We start from the raw sequence: 17,125 nt of genomic DNA, 5'->3' as shown, positions 1-17,125 counted from the left end.
AGATTTCATGAAGCGGCTAACGGTTGCTTTGCAACGATTAGCGCTTCATGACTCTAATTTTAACTTTCTAAACAGTTAAGACTTCATAAAAAGGGCTCATTCTTCCAAGTGGAAGATTATCTCACAAACCATAAGAAAATCAACACGGCATAAATGCGGTGTTGGTATCAATGATTTTTTGAGGATGAATTTAAAAAGCATTCAGATTAATCATAGGCATGCCGCTACAAGAACTACTCAAACATCAATCCCCAGTGCTACCATCCTTGCGTATGGTTAGGGTGTGGGGCTTGATGTTTAGTTGCTGTATTTAATAAGGGTCATTCATCGTAGCGGGAGAGTTTTCGTTGTGGATAAAGAATAAAGCTTAGTACCTAGAAATTGATAAAAGCCTCAACGGTTGCAAGGCAACGATTGGGGCTTTTATCTTTATCAAGAAAACTATAAATACAAAGTCTGCAAATAACCGTTCAGTCAGGATCCGTAAACGGAAGGCTCTGAACGGTTATTTACTCTCATTACTAAACAATATCTTCTGATTAAGGAAGAAATCGATGTAGCATGAACAATAAGAAAATCAAAACGACAGGAACACCTGTGGTTTTGGTATCGATGCTTTTTATTGTGCTAGGGATCTAAAAGGGGATTGAAATAACCATAGGCATCCCGCTACAAGGAAAGATAAAATCTTATCCCCAAAAGAAAGAGTCACTAAATGATCAATCCCACCGAGTCACCCGCCTATTGTATACGTCGGGTGTGGTGTGGCTTGATATTTAGTTGCTATATTTAACGAAGGTCATTTATCGTAGCGGGAAATTACCTGACATTTTCATCATTAAAAATATGTATAAGTATGAAAAAAGCCCTAATGATTGCAGGGGGGAGCAACGATTAGGGTTTACTTTAATGTAAATATCTAATTATAAGGAAGAGTAGAAAGTAAATTTTTTTATAAGTGCTAGGGGGGAGTAGCACCCTAATGTTATTGACGTCGATTTCTAAATTTATTCACTGGATTATAAATAAATAATAAAAGAGGATTTATAACAATTGGCATCATGAAGTTCGTCTACTACGTGATGCTTTTTTTTGTATCCCGCTGTGTGTTTTAAAAGAGGTAAAGATTCTTTAGAAGTGGGGGAAATGAATTTTTAGTTAATTTTGGAATTAAATTCGTTAATTTTATTGAACATTTGTTCGTTTTTGATTATAATAATGAATAAAGAAAGGAGGAAATGGCATGGCAGATAGGGTATATATTGCACTAGATCTTAAGAGTTTTTATGCTTCCGTTGAGTGTCATGAGCGAGGATTAGATCCGATGACGACTAATCTCGTGGTTGCCGATGAAAGTCGGACAGAAAAGACCATCTGCCTTGCGGTTTCTCCTTCCCTTAAGTCTTTTGGTATTTCCGGTAGACCTCGTTTATTTGAGGTTGAGCAGAAGATTAAAGAAATTAATCATGCTCGTAAACAGGACGCAAGTCATCAGACTTTTGTTGGTGCGTCGTATGATCAGACGGAGTTGATGAATTCGTCCAACTTAGAGGTATCTTATCTTGTTGCCACGCCCAGAATGGCACATTATATCCAGTACAGTACTCGAATTTATGAGGTGTATTTGAAATATATTGCACCTGAAGATATACATGTTTACAGTATTGACGAGGTATTTATTGATGCGACCCATTATCTTAAGATGTATCAAATGAGCGCTTATGATTTAGCGATGACCATGATTCATGATGTTTTAAAAACAACAGGTATCACAGCTACTGCTGGAATTGGAACTAATCTGTATTTGTGTAAGGTGGCGATGGACATTGTGGCGAAGAAAATGCCCGCTGATCGATTGGGTGTTCGTATCGCCGAGCTTGATGAAATGACTTATCGAAGGCTTTTATGGGATCATCAGCCCCTCACGTCCTTTTGGCGTGTTGGGAAAGGTTATGCAACGAAGCTAGAGGCCCATGGGATGTATACGATGGGAGATGTGGCAAGAATGTCTTTATCGGAGGGGGGAGAAAAGTTATTATATAAGCTATTTGGTGTTCATGCCGAGTTATTAATTGACCATGCCTGGGGGTGGGAACCTTGTACCATGGCTGATATTAAAGCCTATCAACCTGAAAATAGCAGTATCAGTTCAGGACAGATTTTGCAAAGTGCTTATCCAGCTAATAAAGCGAGGTTAGTTGTTCGTGAGATGGCGGATTCTCTTGTGCTTGAACTGGTTGAGAAAAAGTTAGTCACCAATCACATCGTATTGGTGATTGATTATGATAGGGAGAGTTTAGCTGATCCAAACATCGCAAGGGATTATATCGAAGAGGTGACCGTAGACCGATATGGAAGAAAGATTCCAAAGCGTGCACGTGGTTCAAGAAAGCTTGAAGGTCACACGTCCTCAACCACACTGATTATGAAAGCGATAACGGAGTTATTTGATCAAATCGTGAATCAGAAGCTTTTAGTGAGGCGGTTAACGGTGGTGTTTAATCATGTGGTAGATGAGGAGACAGTAAAGTCAATCCCAACCACGAAGCAACTTGATTTGTTTACCGATTACAGTATCATTGAGCAGAAGCAAAAAAAGAAAGAGGCTACTCTTAAAAAGGAACGTAAGAAACAAGAAGCACTATTATCTATTCGTAAAAAGTTTGGAAAAAATGCGATTCTTAAAGGAATGAATTTGGAAGAAGGGGCAACTACAAGAGATAGAAATAATCAAATTGGCGGTCATAAAGCCTAAACAAAGAATGAGGTGAATACCTATGAATCATAAATATAGCGATATACTACATCTGCCCTATCAAAAATCTAAAAACCATCCCCCTATGTTAAATAGTCATCGTGCCGCGCAGTTCGCTCCATTTGCGGCACTAACTGGACATGACAGGGCAGTGAGGGAAGTTGCAAGACTAACGGCGGATAAGGTAGAACTAGATGAATCATCCATCAACAGACTGAATGAGAAGATACAACTTTTAAAGGAACATCTCCTAAATCGACCAAGGGTCACAATCACCTATTTTCAACACGATGAAAAAAAAACGGGTGGTGCTTATTTGACAACGGATGGCTATGTGAAAAAGATTGATGATTACCATAACATCCTTGTGATGGGGCAAGGAACTCTCATCTCTTTTTCAGATATTTTTGATATTGAATGTCATGAACTTTTCTGTGATGAAGGGTTCTAATGAATTCTTCCTATTGTGAAATATGAAATAAAGTGCCATCTTTAAGAAAAGTTTCCTTGATAGACCTAAGAATCAAGCCCTAGTAGTTGAGAATAACCACAAAACCTTAAAAGATTCCAGTCCCGCTACCAGATGATTTTTTGTTCATCAGTAGCAATTATCTCTATCATCAGAAACATCTCACTACAAGATAGGCACAAGCTTCAATCTCCGAAAAAACATAAGAACATGAAAAGGCTAATCACGTTGACACATCATTAGCCTTTTATAATGGATGGATTCTCATGAATATAGCAATTGCTAAACATTCAATCTTGCTAGTATGTCCACCTCGTGCTGAGGGTGGAGCGTTGCCAATTAATGTTAGCTGCAAGATGGCTCATAGTGTGGGAGAGTAGTCCACAAAAATAAAGGGTATACCATTGTATATAGAGTTTTAAATTCCTCAACAGTTGGCTAGGCAGCTATTGGTGGATTTAATCATAAAGCTAAAGCATATCTTCTAATTACGGAAGAAATCGATATCTTAAGAAAACTAAGAGAACTAAAACGAAATGAACTCATGCTGTTGTGGTATTCTTGCCTTTATAGAAATATGGATATAAATTAGATATTTTACTAAACGCATGTATCATCCTACTAAAAAGAGCAAGTTCATCAACTCTAAATTATGAAATTGAGAGAAGATGGAGTAGTTAAACATTTATAGAAGAGCTATCGATGAATTTATTAAAGGAGTATAAAGGAATACAGTGATGAATTTAAACTATTGGAAGGTTATGTTGGTAACGCTCCTCAAATTATCTTTTAATGGGGTTAGAAGGGTTTTTGCGATACTCGGAGGGAGTACAATTTTTGTAATGTCTAAATAGTTTATTAAAGTAACTAAAGTTATCAATACCAACCTTTAGGCTTATATCTGTAATATTTAAATCTGTTGATGATAGGAGAAGGGTTGCCTCCTCAATTCGATGGGTATTAATAAAGTCTACAGGTGTTTTCCCAGTCATCGATTTGAAAAAGCGACAGAAGTATTGTGAGTTCATGTTAACTTCATGAGCTAAGTCCTTGATATATATTTTTTGTTGGTAGTTTTGATGAATATAGGTGACACTTTTTTTAAGTAACTGTAGTTTGTAATCTAGATTTTTTTCAATAGTATTAGAAGCTATAAAGCTATTATTTTCAACTAAATAAGAAAGAATCTTATACAAAGATCCTTTGATTGTTAATTGATAGCCTGGTGTTCTAGAAGTATAGCGATCAATGATATCAATAATCTCATTAATTATTTTCGAGTTTTGTATCGAATCGGAATTAATGGTGGAGGGGAGTTTTATGCTTTGCTTGATAAGTGGTTCAAGAATATTAATATGGCAGTAGTCTAGATTAGAGGTGTTAATAAAGTTGGGATGAAAGACGATGGCATGATGAATGGATTCAGAGTTACTAATATCTTCTATAGAATGGATTTCCCCACTATTAATGAAAAGTAATTCACCTGCTTTTATATTAATCAGATGACTATCTTTAAGGATTTTAAATTCTCCCTTTTCAACGTATATGATTTCAAATTCATTATGCCAGTGAGAATTAACTGAATAGTTTCCATCTTTATTAAAATGTCGATAGAGTTGGAAAGGAAATAAAGAATCACCATGTGAAGACTTCTCTTTTAATCGGGTATCTTTCATATCATCACTCCTTTGATAAAGTCAAAATTATGTTATTTATTAAGAAAATATTGCAAGTGAATCGTTTTCTTCTGGATTATACTATTAAATAGTGGTAATGATTTATGATTGCATTACTCATCATACAATAACAGTTTATAGATTGTAAATGATCATTCTTAAAAGGTAGGAGAGTATTATGGAGCAAAAATGGTGGCATGAATCAGTTGTTTATCAAATTTATCCTAGGAGTTTTATGGATACAAATCACGATGGGATTGGTGATCTACAGGGGATTATTAGTAAATTAGATTATTTAAAAGAGTTAGGGATTGATGTGATCTGGTTAAGTCCTGTCTATAAATCACCTAATGTTGATAACGGTTATGATATTAGCGATTATCAAGGAATTATGAATGAGTTTGGAACCATGGGCGATATGAAGGTACTCATTAGGGAATGTCAGAGTAGAGAAATCAAAATTATTATGGATTTAGTTGTTAATCATACATCGGATGAACATGAATGGTTTATAGAGGCAAGAAAAGGGAAAGATAATCCTTACCGTGATTTTTACATTTGGCGGGACCCGGTAAATGGAGGAGTCCCGAATGAATTAAAATCTAATTTCGGTGGAAGTGCTTGGACATTTGATGAGCAAACAGGACAGTACTATTTTCATTTACATGATAAACGACAGCCTGATTTAAATTGGAGCAATAAGCATGTTAGAGAGAAAATTTATGAAATGATGAATTTTTGGTTAGAGCTAGGGATTAGTGGTTTTAGAATGGATGTTATTGATTTAATCGGAAAGGATGTTGACCATTTGATTACTACTAATGGACCAAAGTTGCATCAGTACTTACGAGAGATGAATGAAAAAACATTTGGAAATTATGAAACCTTAACTGTCGGTGAAACATGGGGAGCAACACCAGAAATAGGGCGATTATATAGTGATCCTAAAAGAAAAGAATTAAGCATGATCTTTCAATTCGAGGTGATTTCACTTGATAAACAGCAAGGAAAACGCAAGTGGGATCTAGCTCCACTAGATTTTATTAAATTTAAAGAAACCTTTGAAAAATGGCAAATTGAATTATATGGAAAGGGATGGAATAGCCTATTTGGAAATAATCATGACCTTCCACGAATGGTTTCAAGATGGGGCAATGATGAAGAGTATCGGGTTGAATCAGCTAAAATGTTGGCAGTGATGTTACATATGCAACAAGGAACTCCTTTTATATACCAAGGAGAAGAGATAGGGATGACTAATGTAAAGTTTAAATCAATTGAAGATTATAAAGATATTGAAACTCATAATATGTACAAAGAGAGATTGGCTAATGGCTATAGTAAGGATGAAATTATGACTTCAATTTATGCAAAAGGACGCGATAATGCACGAACTCCTATGCAATGGAATAGTGAAAAGTATTCTGGATTTTCTAATGTTCAACCTTGGATTGGTGTAAATGAAAATTATCCTCACATTAATGTACAAAATGCTTTAGCCGATCGTAATTCAATTTTTTATTTTTATCAAAAACTTATTAAGCTAAGACGTGAGATGGATATTATTAAATATGGAACGTTTGAATTGATTTTAAAAGAGCATAATGAAGTGTTTGCCTTTTTAAGAAAATTTGGAGAGGAAATGCTTCTAGTAATTTGCAACTTTTATGGAAATAGATTACAGATATCTTTACCAGATAAATTAGTAGAAGGAGATGGACAAGTTTTAATTGCAAATTATGATGACTATCCGGTATTTAACAAATGCATTAATTTACGTCCTTATGAAGCTATTGTTTATCGAATCATCACGAAACAATAGTAAGGACTAAAAGATAGAACTGTAAAACATAGCAAGATATTACCTGTTATCTTCTTTTTTTACTCTTGTTACCATCACGATAGCGTTTTATAATCGGCATGTAGGTAATTATTTTAGTAGTAGGAGGAAAGGTATGGATATCATTTATGATGAGAGGACAAGATGTTTTCATTTAAGGAATAAACATGTTAGTTATATTATGAAGGTCATTAATGGGGGATATCTAGCCCACTTGTATTGGGGCAGAAGAATTGAACACTATCATGAAAGTAATGATATTGTACTATATGATAGAGGATTTTGTGCCAATCCGAATCCAGAGGACCGTACTTTTTCATTGGATACGCTCCCCCAAGAGTATCCTGCATATGGAAATAGTGATTTTCGCGTTCCCTCATTTCAAGTTGAATTGGTTGATGGTTCCCGAATATGTGATTTAAGATTTAAAGATTTTCGTATTTATGCAGGGAAAAAAAAGCTTGCACTGTTAGAAAAGAATGTGAATTGTTTATTTAATTTTAACCAAGAAAAATTTGCAGTATAATAATTATGGGGTGCTACAAACACCCCATGTTCTTAGTGAATTACCAAACTTCTATACTATTCTCTGCATCTACCCATTCCTGCATTTTTCCATCCAAAGCAAGACTTGCATAAACTTATTGTAGTAATTTCACAGTAGCCTATGGAACTCAAAGGTACAAGAAATCGTTATTTTCCTTAACGCAACGTATCGTAGCAAAAGATTTATGTTATAAAAATTGTATAACATAAATCTTTTGTCCTATAATTTCCACTTTCTTAATATCTATACAAATTCCTATTTATCTACATGATATCAAAAACATATGTATTTCGTATTATATAACAACTACGAACTAAAATATATTATTTATCATGAAGTTGGCTAACAGAGCCTTGTAATAAAAAGTATAAAAATAACCATATACAAGTTTTTAATAACTAGATATGGTTATTTTTATTTTAAGGTTGATTATATTATTTGATTATACATAATAAAATCAAACAATTGTAATATAAGGCTTACAATATATTGATTATACTTTTTACCCTATATTCAATCTCTGGATAGGCTAATCATGCACTCGCATCATTAGCCTTTTCTTATCTTCCATACCCTACCAGAGGAGGATAGCTAAGACTCAAATCTAAAGATTTTCGTACTTAGCGCAGGGAACCCATACTTAAACAAGGTCATCACTAAATATTCAAGTCACCTATGTCCACATACTAGCGTGTGGGACCCCTGCCATTTACGAAGTAAATGTATCCTCAACTAGTAGGGAATGGTGGTGGCGAGTGCCTTGATATTTAGTTTGATGTTTAAGAGAAGACGATCCTAGTAGCGGGATATATTAAGAATAAAAGACATAAAAAAACAACTGATAGGGGGAATCAGTTGTTTGATGAAAGGGAATTTATAACATAAGGAGTTTTTGGAATAGCAAGTTTTAAACTTACAATTATGTTATGGGTTATATTTCTATTTTTATTCAAAAAAAGGTATTTAAATCTAAATTATCTGTTTTAAACAACCTAGAGTGCTTTATGTCACCACAGGTCTTTTCATCATCAGGTTCAATTCTGCTATAAGAATTAATCAAACTTTAATGTCAAAAGAAACATAATCATTAATAGAAAGGCTAATCATGTCAACACATCATTAACCTATTTTTTATCTCAGAACAGAATGATCACTAAATAGTCAATCTGCCCACTCACATACTGTCGTATGGCGAGGTTTGGATAGGTTGAAATGAATTAGACAGTTTTTAAGATCATGTAGAATTTATAATTATTCTGTTTCATATAATTGACATTGAATAGGCAAAAAGTATTAGGAGAGTAGGGATGAGAGAAGTTCTGAAAAAGTTTCTGATTGTTGTTTTAAGTTTATTTTTATTACTTGTCATTTTAGTGTGTAGTTATATCGTTTATATCAATAACTCATATTATCGGATAGAAGATGATTTGTCATTAGAAGTTATAAATAATCAAAAGATTATTTTAGAAAAAGATACCGAGTATTCTATACTGACCTATAACATTGGATTTGGAGCGTATGATCAACAGTATTCATTTTTCATGGATGTAGGAACTATGAAAGATGGAAACGTGATGACGGGGAAGTCTTCAAGAGGAATTAGTCAAGAAAATGTTTTAAAAAATACGAAAGGGTCTATTAATTTAATAAATGAATTAGCGACAGATTTTATTTTATTGCAGGAAGTTGATGTAAAGGCAACACGTAGTTATCAGATTAATCAAAAAGAAATGATTGAAAATTCGTTAAGTCATTATGGTCGTGTCTTTGCTCTTAATTTTCATGCACCGTATATGTTGTATCCTTTTTATGAACCTCATGGAAGTGTAGAATCGGGATTACTGACGTTATCTCGATATCAGATCAGTTCAGCAAAACGAATGAGCTATCCAGTAGATAATAGCTTTTTGGCTAAATTTTTTGATTTAGATAGATGTTTTGTTATTACTCGGTATGAAGTTGGTAATGGCAAAGAGTTAGTCTTAATTAATAATCATATGTCTGCTTATGATGAAGATGGGATGATTCGTGCTAAACAACTTGAACTTCTTAATACAATGATGAAGCAAGAATACGATCAAGGAAATTATGTGATTGTAGGTGGTGATTTTAATCATGTTTTAAATATTGATGAAGAGGCTTTTTCATCTGAACAATTAGTTCCTAGTTGGGTAAATAGTCTAAGTGATGAAGAATTGCCTGATGGAATGAAGATTGTTAATGCAAGTAATAATTTAGAAGTTGCAACATGTAGGGCTTCTGATATTCCATATATAAAAGGTGTTAATTACATGACGATATTAGATGGGTTTATTATTTCAGATAATATTGTAGCGAATGCTGAGAACATTGATGCTGATTTTATGTATAGTGATCACAATCCAGTGAAATTAACTTTTAAATTAAAGTAATCAGCATAACAATAAATCAGATATTCTTTAAATCAGACGCATGTTGTGTTGTATATGAAAGTTAAGATTTTTAGATAAAGGAGCAACTTCAAGATTGGGATAGAGAACAATTCATCATTGCTTGTTTGACTACTAAACATGAACCACCCACTATTCGTATCACTAGACCACTCAATAAAGCGATTGTCCATTCAAGAGAAGTCGTATCAAATGCGACTAGTATTATGGCATTTCATAATCATCCATCAGGAGATACAACACCATGTGATCTAGATATTCAACTTAAACATTATCAATGGACCTTTTGATATAGAGATAGGAGAAGGGGCAGTCGTTTCAAATCCATGGAACAATCAATATGGCATACGTGATTTGACAAAAGGCACATCTGTTGTTAATGTAAGTGATGGATTTAAAAACATGTCAATTCATATAGGATAGCGCGTTAGGAATTATATTTTTTGGATGGGAAGTAACAAATTTAATAAAGTAAGCGGGGAAACAGAGATGAGAATTGAAACAGATAGATTAGTCATAAGAGATTTAGAACAAAAAGATAAAGAACAATTATTTAAAATTGTATGGCAGAAGGAAGTGATTCGATTTATGAGGGATTGGTCTGAACATATACCCTCTGCAGAATCATTAACTGGATATGTTGATTGGCATCAAACACAAAAAGAATCTACAGATATGTATGAGTGTAAAAGATATGCCGTTGCGCTAAAAGAGAATGATTTACTAATTGGAACAGTAGGAATGGGATTTGAGGATACTTTAAATGAAGTCGAAATGGCCTATTTTATTGATGAAGAATATCAGGGAAAAGGATATGCAACAGAAAGTTTAGTTGCATTGTTTAATTGGTGCATGGATGTCTCGACTTTAGATTATATGATACTAACAATTGATTGTGAGAATATAGCATCATGTAAAGTTGCTGAGAAAAGTGGTTTTGAATTGTTTGAAAAACGAACACCAATCGGTCATAAACAGCCCAATATGATAAGTGATAGTTATTATTACTACAGAAAATATAGACAGAAAAATTGTTGTTTTTATACCGATAACAAATGAAAGATGGATGATTAATCTTTCTCATCAATGGAGTAAGGTTCAAATTCCATAGGTCATAGGACAAGGAGATACGGATAGGGTTGCTACGACAAAACTAGTTGAAGAGTTGGTGGCCAAGATCAATAATTCTTATTTAAGTTGTAACGTTATCACTCATACTGGACAGATGTCAGGCGTAGAGATGGTGAATGGGTTATCACCTCTGTCGCCGGAACAGAGTCAACAATTCTGATTTCAACAAATTTTTAAGATATGAACTGGAGATCAATTGATACTTTCTGCGACTCAAAAATTGAAGAAATGACGATTTAACGAGGTAGATTAGAGATGACAAAGTTATATCTTGTTGAAGGATTACCATGCTCGGGTAAGAGTACAACGGCAAAATTTATTTCAGAAAAATTATCTGAAATGGATAAATCAGTAATACTGGTTGATGAGGGAAGCGGAAAACATCCAGCAGACTTTGAGTTTCATGCTTATGTTGAGAAAAACGATTTACATAAATTTGATGCTCCCCTTCAAATAAAAATAAAGGAATGTTCAGAACTAAAAAATGGTGGATATATTATTGATTTGTCACAATTTGCAGATGAAGATTTGGATCTATTGATAAAGTATAAAATCTATGATGTTTTGCCATGGGAAGTTGAGATGCCACAAATGATAAATCGGTGGCAGGACTTTGCCAAAAAAGCAAGTTATGATGAAAAGGTTTATGTTTTTAACTGCGTTTTTTTACAAAATCCAATGTGCGAAATGATGATGAGATTTAATTTTCCTGAAAATGAATCTTTTGAATACATTTCGAAAATATATCAGAGTATTAGTTCGTTAAATCCTATAGTTATTTATTTGAAAAATGATGATATTGTAGATAAAGTAAAAGAAACAGCTAAGGAACGTAAGGGCTGGCTTGATGCGGTAATCGATTATCATATAAATGGGGGATATGGAAAGAGTATAGATGCACGAGGATTTGATGGATATATATCTTGTTTAGAAGAACGACAGTGTAGAGAATTAGCTATTTTGGAAAAATTATCTATAAAGAAGCTCATTGTTAATAATGCGCATAGAGATTGGAAGAGGGCATATAAGGAGATTATGACAGTCATAGATGAAGAGTGAAAATGGATATTTTCTGTGACTAAAAAAATGAAGAAACGTTAAGTTTATTTCAATCGAAGGACATCCCGCATACAAATCTAAACATGATCGTGATAAACATGGCATAAAAATAGCTACACCTTAGTATTTTCAATGTATTGAATTCTAAGATATAAAAAATCATCTTATGTATTTTTATACATAAGATGATTTTTTTGTCTTGAGAGAATTGAAAATGACAATTATTCTATGTTGATCTCTATCCTAATATATGTAAGAATAATATTATGACACTAAAAAAATACATTTTTCGATAAAGTGACATTTGATTAGAATAGGGAGAGATAAAAATGACACAATACTGGCAGTTTACACCAGTTGATCGTATTGAAGAGTCGACTTTTCATCCTGTTTTGGAGCGATTTTATAAGAATGGTATATCAGGTCTGATTCGTGAAAATATACAAAACTCGTTGGATGGGAAGTTAAAAGAAAATGATGATCCTGTCACAGTAACCATTAAAACTGGAACCATTGATAAAGAACATATACCTGGGTTACATGAAATAAAAGAGCGTATTTTGAGTTTACAAGGGCGTAATACATATACAAAAGAAACAATTGCGCATATGCAAAATAAGATGCACGCTCAAACAATTGATTATATTTCTTTTGAAGATAGTAATACAAAAGGATTACGTGGCGCAAGGAATGGACAAACCAATTCTAATGAGGATACGTGGAGTATTTACGCCTACAACAAAGGGGTACACACAGTTGAAGCGGATGAATCAACAGAGCAGGCGCGTGGAGGTTCTCATGGAATAGGGAAAATCGCATCGAATGCAGCATCTGATTTATATCTAATGTATTTTGCGAACTGTGATGAATTTGGGGATCAGCATCTCGGTGGAACAATTCAATTAATAGAGCATGAGTTAAATACCAAATGTTATCGTGCCACAGGCTATTTTACACAAATACAAAATGGTAAATTTTATCCCTTTGAAAATCATTATCACGAGGTGTTTCAAAAACAGACGCGTGGTTTGAAAATTATTGTGCCGTTTTTACGTACTGAGTTCAATAATGAGATCGAAATTGTAAAGGCCGTTTGTGATAGTTTCTTCTTGTCTATTTTAGAAGGAAAATTGCAAGTTTACATTAATGATCAGTGCTTGAATGTTCAAACAATTGGTCAATATATGTCTGATCCTATCTATTATCTAGATAATGTAGAATCTAAAGACTTGAATTTTACACCATTTTATTATCAAACGTATACGGAACATGAACCACAACGCATTACGATTAGAGATAAAAAAGAAGCCTACGAATTTAATTTATATTTTAGATACGATTTATCTATTCCAAAAGGGCGCATTGGGATTATTCGTACAATTGGAATGAAGATTGAGGATAAGAAAATTAGTGGTCATATTAATAAACCGTTTAATGGGATTTTGATTCCGGTGTCTTCGAAAGAGGATGCATATTTAAAGTCGCTAGAAAATGAATCACATACGCAGCTATCTTTTGATCACATTAAGGATCAAGAACTTCAAAAAAATGCTAAACGTTTTATTAATAATATTAACAGACAAATTAGTCAGGTAATTGAGGCGGCAATTAAACAAAACAATCCAACAGATGGGAAAATGGATACTAGTGATATTTTATATGTGGTTGAAACACAGTTTAAGAAAGAGCTATCTAAAGCTGCTTCCCCTGTAAAGTTGAAAAAAGGTAGTAAAGAAAAAACTGTGGTGAAGGTTAAGACAGATGTTCCAAAGAAGAAACCTAAAAATAAAGAATCAGAAGAGCAGAATCCAAAACCACCGCTAAAACGTAAACCTCGAGCTAAAGATGAGGCGGAAGGTAAAATTAAATATCAAGCACAACCTGATCGTGTGCAACGTGCAATCGTTGGTGATGCTGAAATTTTGCGCTTTGATTTCTCAACAAGTCCTGAGATTAAGAACGTAAGTACGTGTGATGTTTCACTTGCTGTTGTTGATGGGATGGGGAAAGAATATCCTAATGAATTAAAGCTTCATGAAGCCTATACGCAAATTACCGATTTAACAACAAGTAAGACATTAAAAGTTGAAGGTGGTATCATTAAAGATGTGGGGTTAAATAAAGGGATAGCTCAGCTCAAACTACAATCAAGTGTTAATAATCTGAACAAAAATCTGAAATTCGTGTACTATGTGGAGGTGTAGAAATGATTTATAAAAAAGAAGCCAATTTCCCATACCCTCTCTTAACCAACACCTCAGACTCATATGAACAATGTCAATTCACTTTAGATATCAATCTACAAGAAAACACAGAGCATTATCACTTCAATGTTACATCAGAAATTGAATCACCCTTTATTAAAAAGCTAATTCAATCAAAACAAGCAAAACTTATCCTCGTTATCCAGTCAAAGGACAATAAATTTTATGATGTAAAGTTAAACCAAGATCAAATTATCATTCCAAAAACACGACTTTCATTAAGTAAACGAACAACACTCCAATTGTTTATTCAGGCAGTAGAGGATGTAAACTTTGCAGCAAATGATGACTTAGCAAGTTTTTACGATGACATAAAAGAAGGTATTACAGTACCTAAACACTCAGTTCTTGGATTCTCAAATTGTGTCATCTTTGATGGAAGTACAAACAAACCATTTGATCTATTTGAAAAGAAACTAAATCCAGATTTAAAATCAGAAATTGCAATTGACCTTGGTAGCGAGACAATTATCATTAATTATAAAAGTGACGAATTACAATTTAATGATTCAAGCATGAGTGGAATTTTAAACAATCCATACGTTTATATGGGTCTTCAAAAAGCCCTTTATCGCTTTATTATTAAATATGGTGAGGATGATCAAGTTTATTTAGATGATATCGAATATCCAGAAGATGGACTTGACTTCAAATTATATAACTTGATGAAAAGTAAAATGATTACGGAGCTCAATACTGAAAATATAGATGAAGTTATTTCTAAAATCTCAGATAAAATCTTAAACAAATTTACTAGTGCGGTAAGGGGGCTGTATAAAAATGAAGATTAATTTATTAGATAAGGGCTATAAAAATAACGAAGCCTTCTACAATGCCTTTCTGACTAATAATATGGAAGATTTTTTAAGCGATGAGGTAATAGAGTTAAAATCTGCCCCAGACTTTCCAATCTATCTCAATATATCAGATGAAACTGAACGTACAAATAAATTCATCGAGGCATTTACAGTTATTGCTCATCATTATTTACACACTGATCGTGATACGCATTTTGATGAACTCTTCTGGCACTCCTTGCTATGCACGGCAAAACGAGACTATATCTTAGAAAACTATCCTCAAGTTAAAACTAGCATAAAAGAATTTAATAATGTGGTTCTAAAGAAATTCGACTGGGAAAACTACATTTATAAATGTATTCTTGGAGCTCAATATGTCGTCGATCATGTGAATGATCAAACACGCCATGATCACTATTTCCGCCTAATCGCTGACAATTTAGATATGTTTAACTATATGTTAAAGTATCCAGTATTCCGTAACGGAGAATTTATGATCAATATTTTAGATATTATTGATGAGTATGACCTATCAGGTATCTTGAAACAAAAAATTACATGGCGTGATGATTTAGGAAAAGATGAGCGTGTTGGACGCCGTGTATTATTTGAGTTTAATAAAAGCTACCCAATTGTCTTGTTCCCAATGCTGAGTAAGGATGAATTAAAGCCATTGTTTTTTGAGTATTTGAAGATGTATGAGAAGTAAAATAGTTAGTTTCTCATAAAAATTTACTTCTACTTAAATTCATAATTTTATATAAGGAAAAACACACAAGAGCACCCTAACTTTTCACATTGATAGGTACTTGTGTGTTTTAAATTATCAATCATGACAATGTGTTATACTATTTTCTGTTTCAGAATAAGGATTCAATTAATAAAAGATCTCTTTTAGGAATAGCAAAAGGGAAGCAACTTGAACAGAGTGAAAGCTAGATTAGTGCGACACTAGCTGGTAATAAGATTTTATAGACTTAGTAAAAACCACCCGTTGGACGGGTGGTTTCTTTTTATTTTGTTGATTTTAAGATGATATTTTTTTCAAAACCGCCACGTGCTTCTTTTTTCTCTTGGCGTTTGTTTAGTAAATCTTGCTCTGTGTATCCAAGTTTATGAGCTAATCCAAATAAGACTTCCATGACATCAGCTAGTTCTTCTAGATTTTTATCTGTTTTGAATTCTGTGACTTCTTCATCTAGTTTTTTAACTAGATAATTAAAGGCAACCTCATTATTAACAATTTCAATATCTGCTGTTTTTCCCGATGCTGCGATGATTTCGGGAATTAAATCACGGACTAGTTTATCGTATTGAATCATAGATCATTCTCCTCTGTACTTTAATTAGTTTTATTATATTTCAAGGGATAAATTCTGTCAAAAATTTCAAAAGAATGATAAAATATTACCAAAGTGTAAGGTAGGGTGAAAATGGTGACAACAATTAAAAGTATTACAGGGTATGATGATTATCTGTATCATCATATGAAAGAGAGTTTTAAAAAAGCTAAAAAAATCGATATTATCGTTTCTTTTTTAATGGAATCAGGGGTTAAACTATTAGAACAAGATTTAATAGAACTTAAAACGAAAAATATTCCGATTCGAATCTTAACAGGGAATTATTTGAATATTACACAGCCTTCGGCGTTGTATCGATTAAAAGATATTTTCGGTGATAGTGCTGATTTACGATTTTTTAATGAGCCTAATCGGAGTTTTCATGCAAAATCTTATTTTTTCGAATATGAAGATGGAGCCGACATGTATATTGGATCATCTAACTTATCAAAATCAGCTTTTACAAGTGGGGTAGAATGGAATTTCAAACTTGATAAACTGACGCATCAGGTAGAGTATGAGCGGTATCATCAAGTATTTGAAGATTTATTTTATAATCATTCCATTAAAATTACCGATGCAGAACTGGATTTCTATTCAAAGAATTGGAAGAAAAATAAAATCTATCAAACAACACCGTTTCCAAATACAAACTTTACAGAAGTTGCAGCTGATGAGGCACCATCATATGTGACGGATTTATATTCACCGCGTGGTGCTCAAATAGAAGCTCTTTATCATTTAAAGAAAACAAGAGAAGAAGGGTTTGATAAAGGGCTTGTCGTTGCTGCAACTGACGCTATCTTCTGAAA

14 protein-coding genes are annotated in these 17,125 nt (G+C 33.4%); 12 read left to right on the top strand and 2 right to left on the bottom strand.

Going from position 1 to position 17,125, the window contains the following annotated elements; all coding sequences use genetic code 11:
- Positions 1–1,243 precede the first annotated feature (1,243 nt).
- On the top strand, positions 1,244–2,755 hold the full coding sequence (locus tag NEH74_RS06850) for a DNA methylase (RefSeq protein ID WP_055304141.1): 1,512 nt from the start codon (positions 1,244–1,246) through the stop codon (positions 2,753–2,755).
- A gap of 22 nt (positions 2,756–2,777) precedes the next feature.
- Positions 2,778–3,206, top strand: a complete 429-nt coding sequence (locus NEH74_RS06845) for a hypothetical protein (RefSeq protein ID WP_055304139.1) — start codon at positions 2,778–2,780, stop codon at positions 3,204–3,206.
- 800 nt (positions 3,207–4,006) lie between these two features.
- Here the strand turns inward: NEH74_RS06845 and NEH74_RS06840 are convergent.
- Positions 4,007–4,900 carry a helix-turn-helix domain-containing protein gene (locus NEH74_RS06840; RefSeq protein WP_055304137.1) on the bottom strand — a complete coding sequence of 298 codons (894 nt, stop codon included), beginning with the start codon at positions 4,898–4,900 and terminating at the stop codon, positions 4,007–4,009.
- A gap of 178 nt (positions 4,901–5,078) precedes the next feature.
- Here NEH74_RS06840 and NEH74_RS06835 point away from each other — a divergent pair, with 178 nt between their 5' ends.
- The 9 genes from NEH74_RS06835 (at position 5,079) to NEH74_RS06795 (ending at position 15,679) form a co-directional block, all read left to right on the top strand.
- Entirely contained in the window at positions 5,079–6,722 is a 1,644-nt protein-coding gene (locus tag NEH74_RS06835; protein WP_055304135.1) for a glycoside hydrolase family 13 protein, read from the top strand.
- Positions 6,723–6,855: 133 nt separating this feature from the next.
- Positions 6,856–7,266, top strand: coding sequence for a glycoside hydrolase family 36 N-terminal domain-containing protein (locus NEH74_RS06830; RefSeq protein WP_055304132.1), 411 nt, complete (start codon positions 6,856–6,858; stop codon positions 7,264–7,266).
- Positions 7,267–8,594: 1,328 nt separating this feature from the next.
- A complete protein-coding gene (locus NEH74_RS06825) occupies positions 8,595–9,698 on the top strand; it encodes an endonuclease/exonuclease/phosphatase family protein (protein WP_055304130.1) in 1,104 nt (367 codons plus the stop codon).
- Positions 9,699–9,772: 74 nt separating this feature from the next.
- A complete protein-coding gene (locus tag NEH74_RS06820; RefSeq protein WP_082427778.1) occupies positions 9,773–10,006 on the top strand; it encodes a JAB domain-containing protein in 234 nt (77 codons plus the stop codon).
- 157 nt (positions 10,007–10,163) lie between these two features.
- Complete coding sequence (locus NEH74_RS06815; RefSeq protein WP_202966264.1) at positions 10,164–10,775, top strand: GNAT family N-acetyltransferase; 612 nt, start codon at positions 10,164–10,166, stop codon at positions 10,773–10,775.
- 327 nt (positions 10,776–11,102) lie between these two features.
- A complete protein-coding gene (locus NEH74_RS06810; RefSeq protein ID WP_055304128.1) occupies positions 11,103–11,906 on the top strand; it encodes a hypothetical protein in 804 nt (267 codons plus the stop codon).
- 329 nt (positions 11,907–12,235) lie between these two features.
- On the top strand, positions 12,236–14,110 hold the full coding sequence (locus NEH74_RS06805) for a hypothetical protein (protein WP_055304126.1): 1,875 nt from the start codon (positions 12,236–12,238) through the stop codon (positions 14,108–14,110).
- A 2-nt stretch (positions 14,111–14,112) separates the two neighbouring features.
- Complete coding sequence (locus NEH74_RS06800; protein WP_262941228.1) at positions 14,113–14,961, top strand: hypothetical protein; 849 nt, start codon at positions 14,113–14,115, stop codon at positions 14,959–14,961.
- Positions 14,951–15,679 carry a hypothetical protein gene (locus tag NEH74_RS06795; RefSeq protein ID WP_055304123.1) on the top strand — a complete coding sequence of 243 codons (729 nt, stop codon included), beginning with the start codon at positions 14,951–14,953 and terminating at the stop codon, positions 15,677–15,679. The genes NEH74_RS06800 and NEH74_RS06795 overlap by 11 nt, the downstream gene beginning before the upstream one ends.
- 304 nt (positions 15,680–15,983) lie before the next feature.
- Here the strand turns inward: NEH74_RS06795 and NEH74_RS06790 are convergent, their stop codons facing one another.
- A complete protein-coding gene (locus tag NEH74_RS06790; protein WP_055304121.1) occupies positions 15,984–16,292 on the bottom strand; it encodes a nucleoside triphosphate pyrophosphohydrolase in 309 nt (102 codons plus the stop codon).
- 114 nt (positions 16,293–16,406) lie between these two features.
- Here NEH74_RS06790 and NEH74_RS06785 point away from each other — a divergent pair, with 114 nt between their 5' ends.
- The gene (locus NEH74_RS06785; protein ID WP_172676241.1) at positions 16,407–17,123 is read left to right on the top strand and encodes a phospholipase D-like domain-containing protein; all 717 of its coding nucleotides are present in this window, start codon (positions 16,407–16,409) and stop codon (positions 17,121–17,123) included.
- The last annotated feature ends 2 nt before the right edge of the window (positions 17,124–17,125 follow it).

Source organism: Turicibacter sp. GALT-G1, from assembly GCF_025594995.1.
GTDB lineage: Bacteria > Bacillota_I > Bacilli_A > MOL361 > Turicibacteraceae > Turicibacter > Turicibacter bilis.
The sequence above is the reverse complement of the archived record's forward strand: the minus strand, read 5'-3'. Positions and strand labels throughout refer to the sequence as shown.

Bases quoted from the DNA above. Each gene is read 5' to 3' on its own strand.
- NEH74_RS06850 (WP_055304141.1), top strand. From the start codon at position 1,244: ATGGCAGATAGGGTATATATTGCACTAGATCTTAAGAGTTTTTATGCT.
- NEH74_RS06845 (WP_055304139.1), top strand. From the start codon at position 2,778: ATGAATCATAAATATAGCGATATACTACATCTGCCCTATCAAAAATCT.
- NEH74_RS06840 (WP_055304137.1), bottom strand. From the start codon at position 4,900: ATGAAAGATACCCGATTAAAAGAGAAGTCTTCACATGGTGATTCTTTA.
- NEH74_RS06835 (WP_055304135.1), top strand. From the start codon at position 5,079: ATGGAGCAAAAATGGTGGCATGAATCAGTTGTTTATCAAATTTATCCT.
- NEH74_RS06830 (WP_055304132.1), top strand. From the start codon at position 6,856: ATGGATATCATTTATGATGAGAGGACAAGATGTTTTCATTTAAGGAAT.
- NEH74_RS06825 (WP_055304130.1), top strand. From the start codon at position 8,595: ATGAGAGAAGTTCTGAAAAAGTTTCTGATTGTTGTTTTAAGTTTATTT.
- NEH74_RS06815 (WP_202966264.1), top strand. From the start codon at position 10,164: ATGGGAAGTAACAAATTTAATAAAGTAAGCGGGGAAACAGAGATGAGA.
- NEH74_RS06810 (WP_055304128.1), top strand. From the start codon at position 11,103: ATGACAAAGTTATATCTTGTTGAAGGATTACCATGCTCGGGTAAGAGT.
- NEH74_RS06805 (WP_055304126.1), top strand. From the start codon at position 12,236: ATGACACAATACTGGCAGTTTACACCAGTTGATCGTATTGAAGAGTCG.
- NEH74_RS06800 (WP_262941228.1), top strand. From the start codon at position 14,113: ATGATTTATAAAAAAGAAGCCAATTTCCCATACCCTCTCTTAACCAAC.
- NEH74_RS06795 (WP_055304123.1), top strand. From the start codon at position 14,951: ATGAAGATTAATTTATTAGATAAGGGCTATAAAAATAACGAAGCCTTC.
- NEH74_RS06790 (WP_055304121.1), bottom strand. From the start codon at position 16,292: ATGATTCAATACGATAAACTAGTCCGTGATTTAATTCCCGAAATCATC.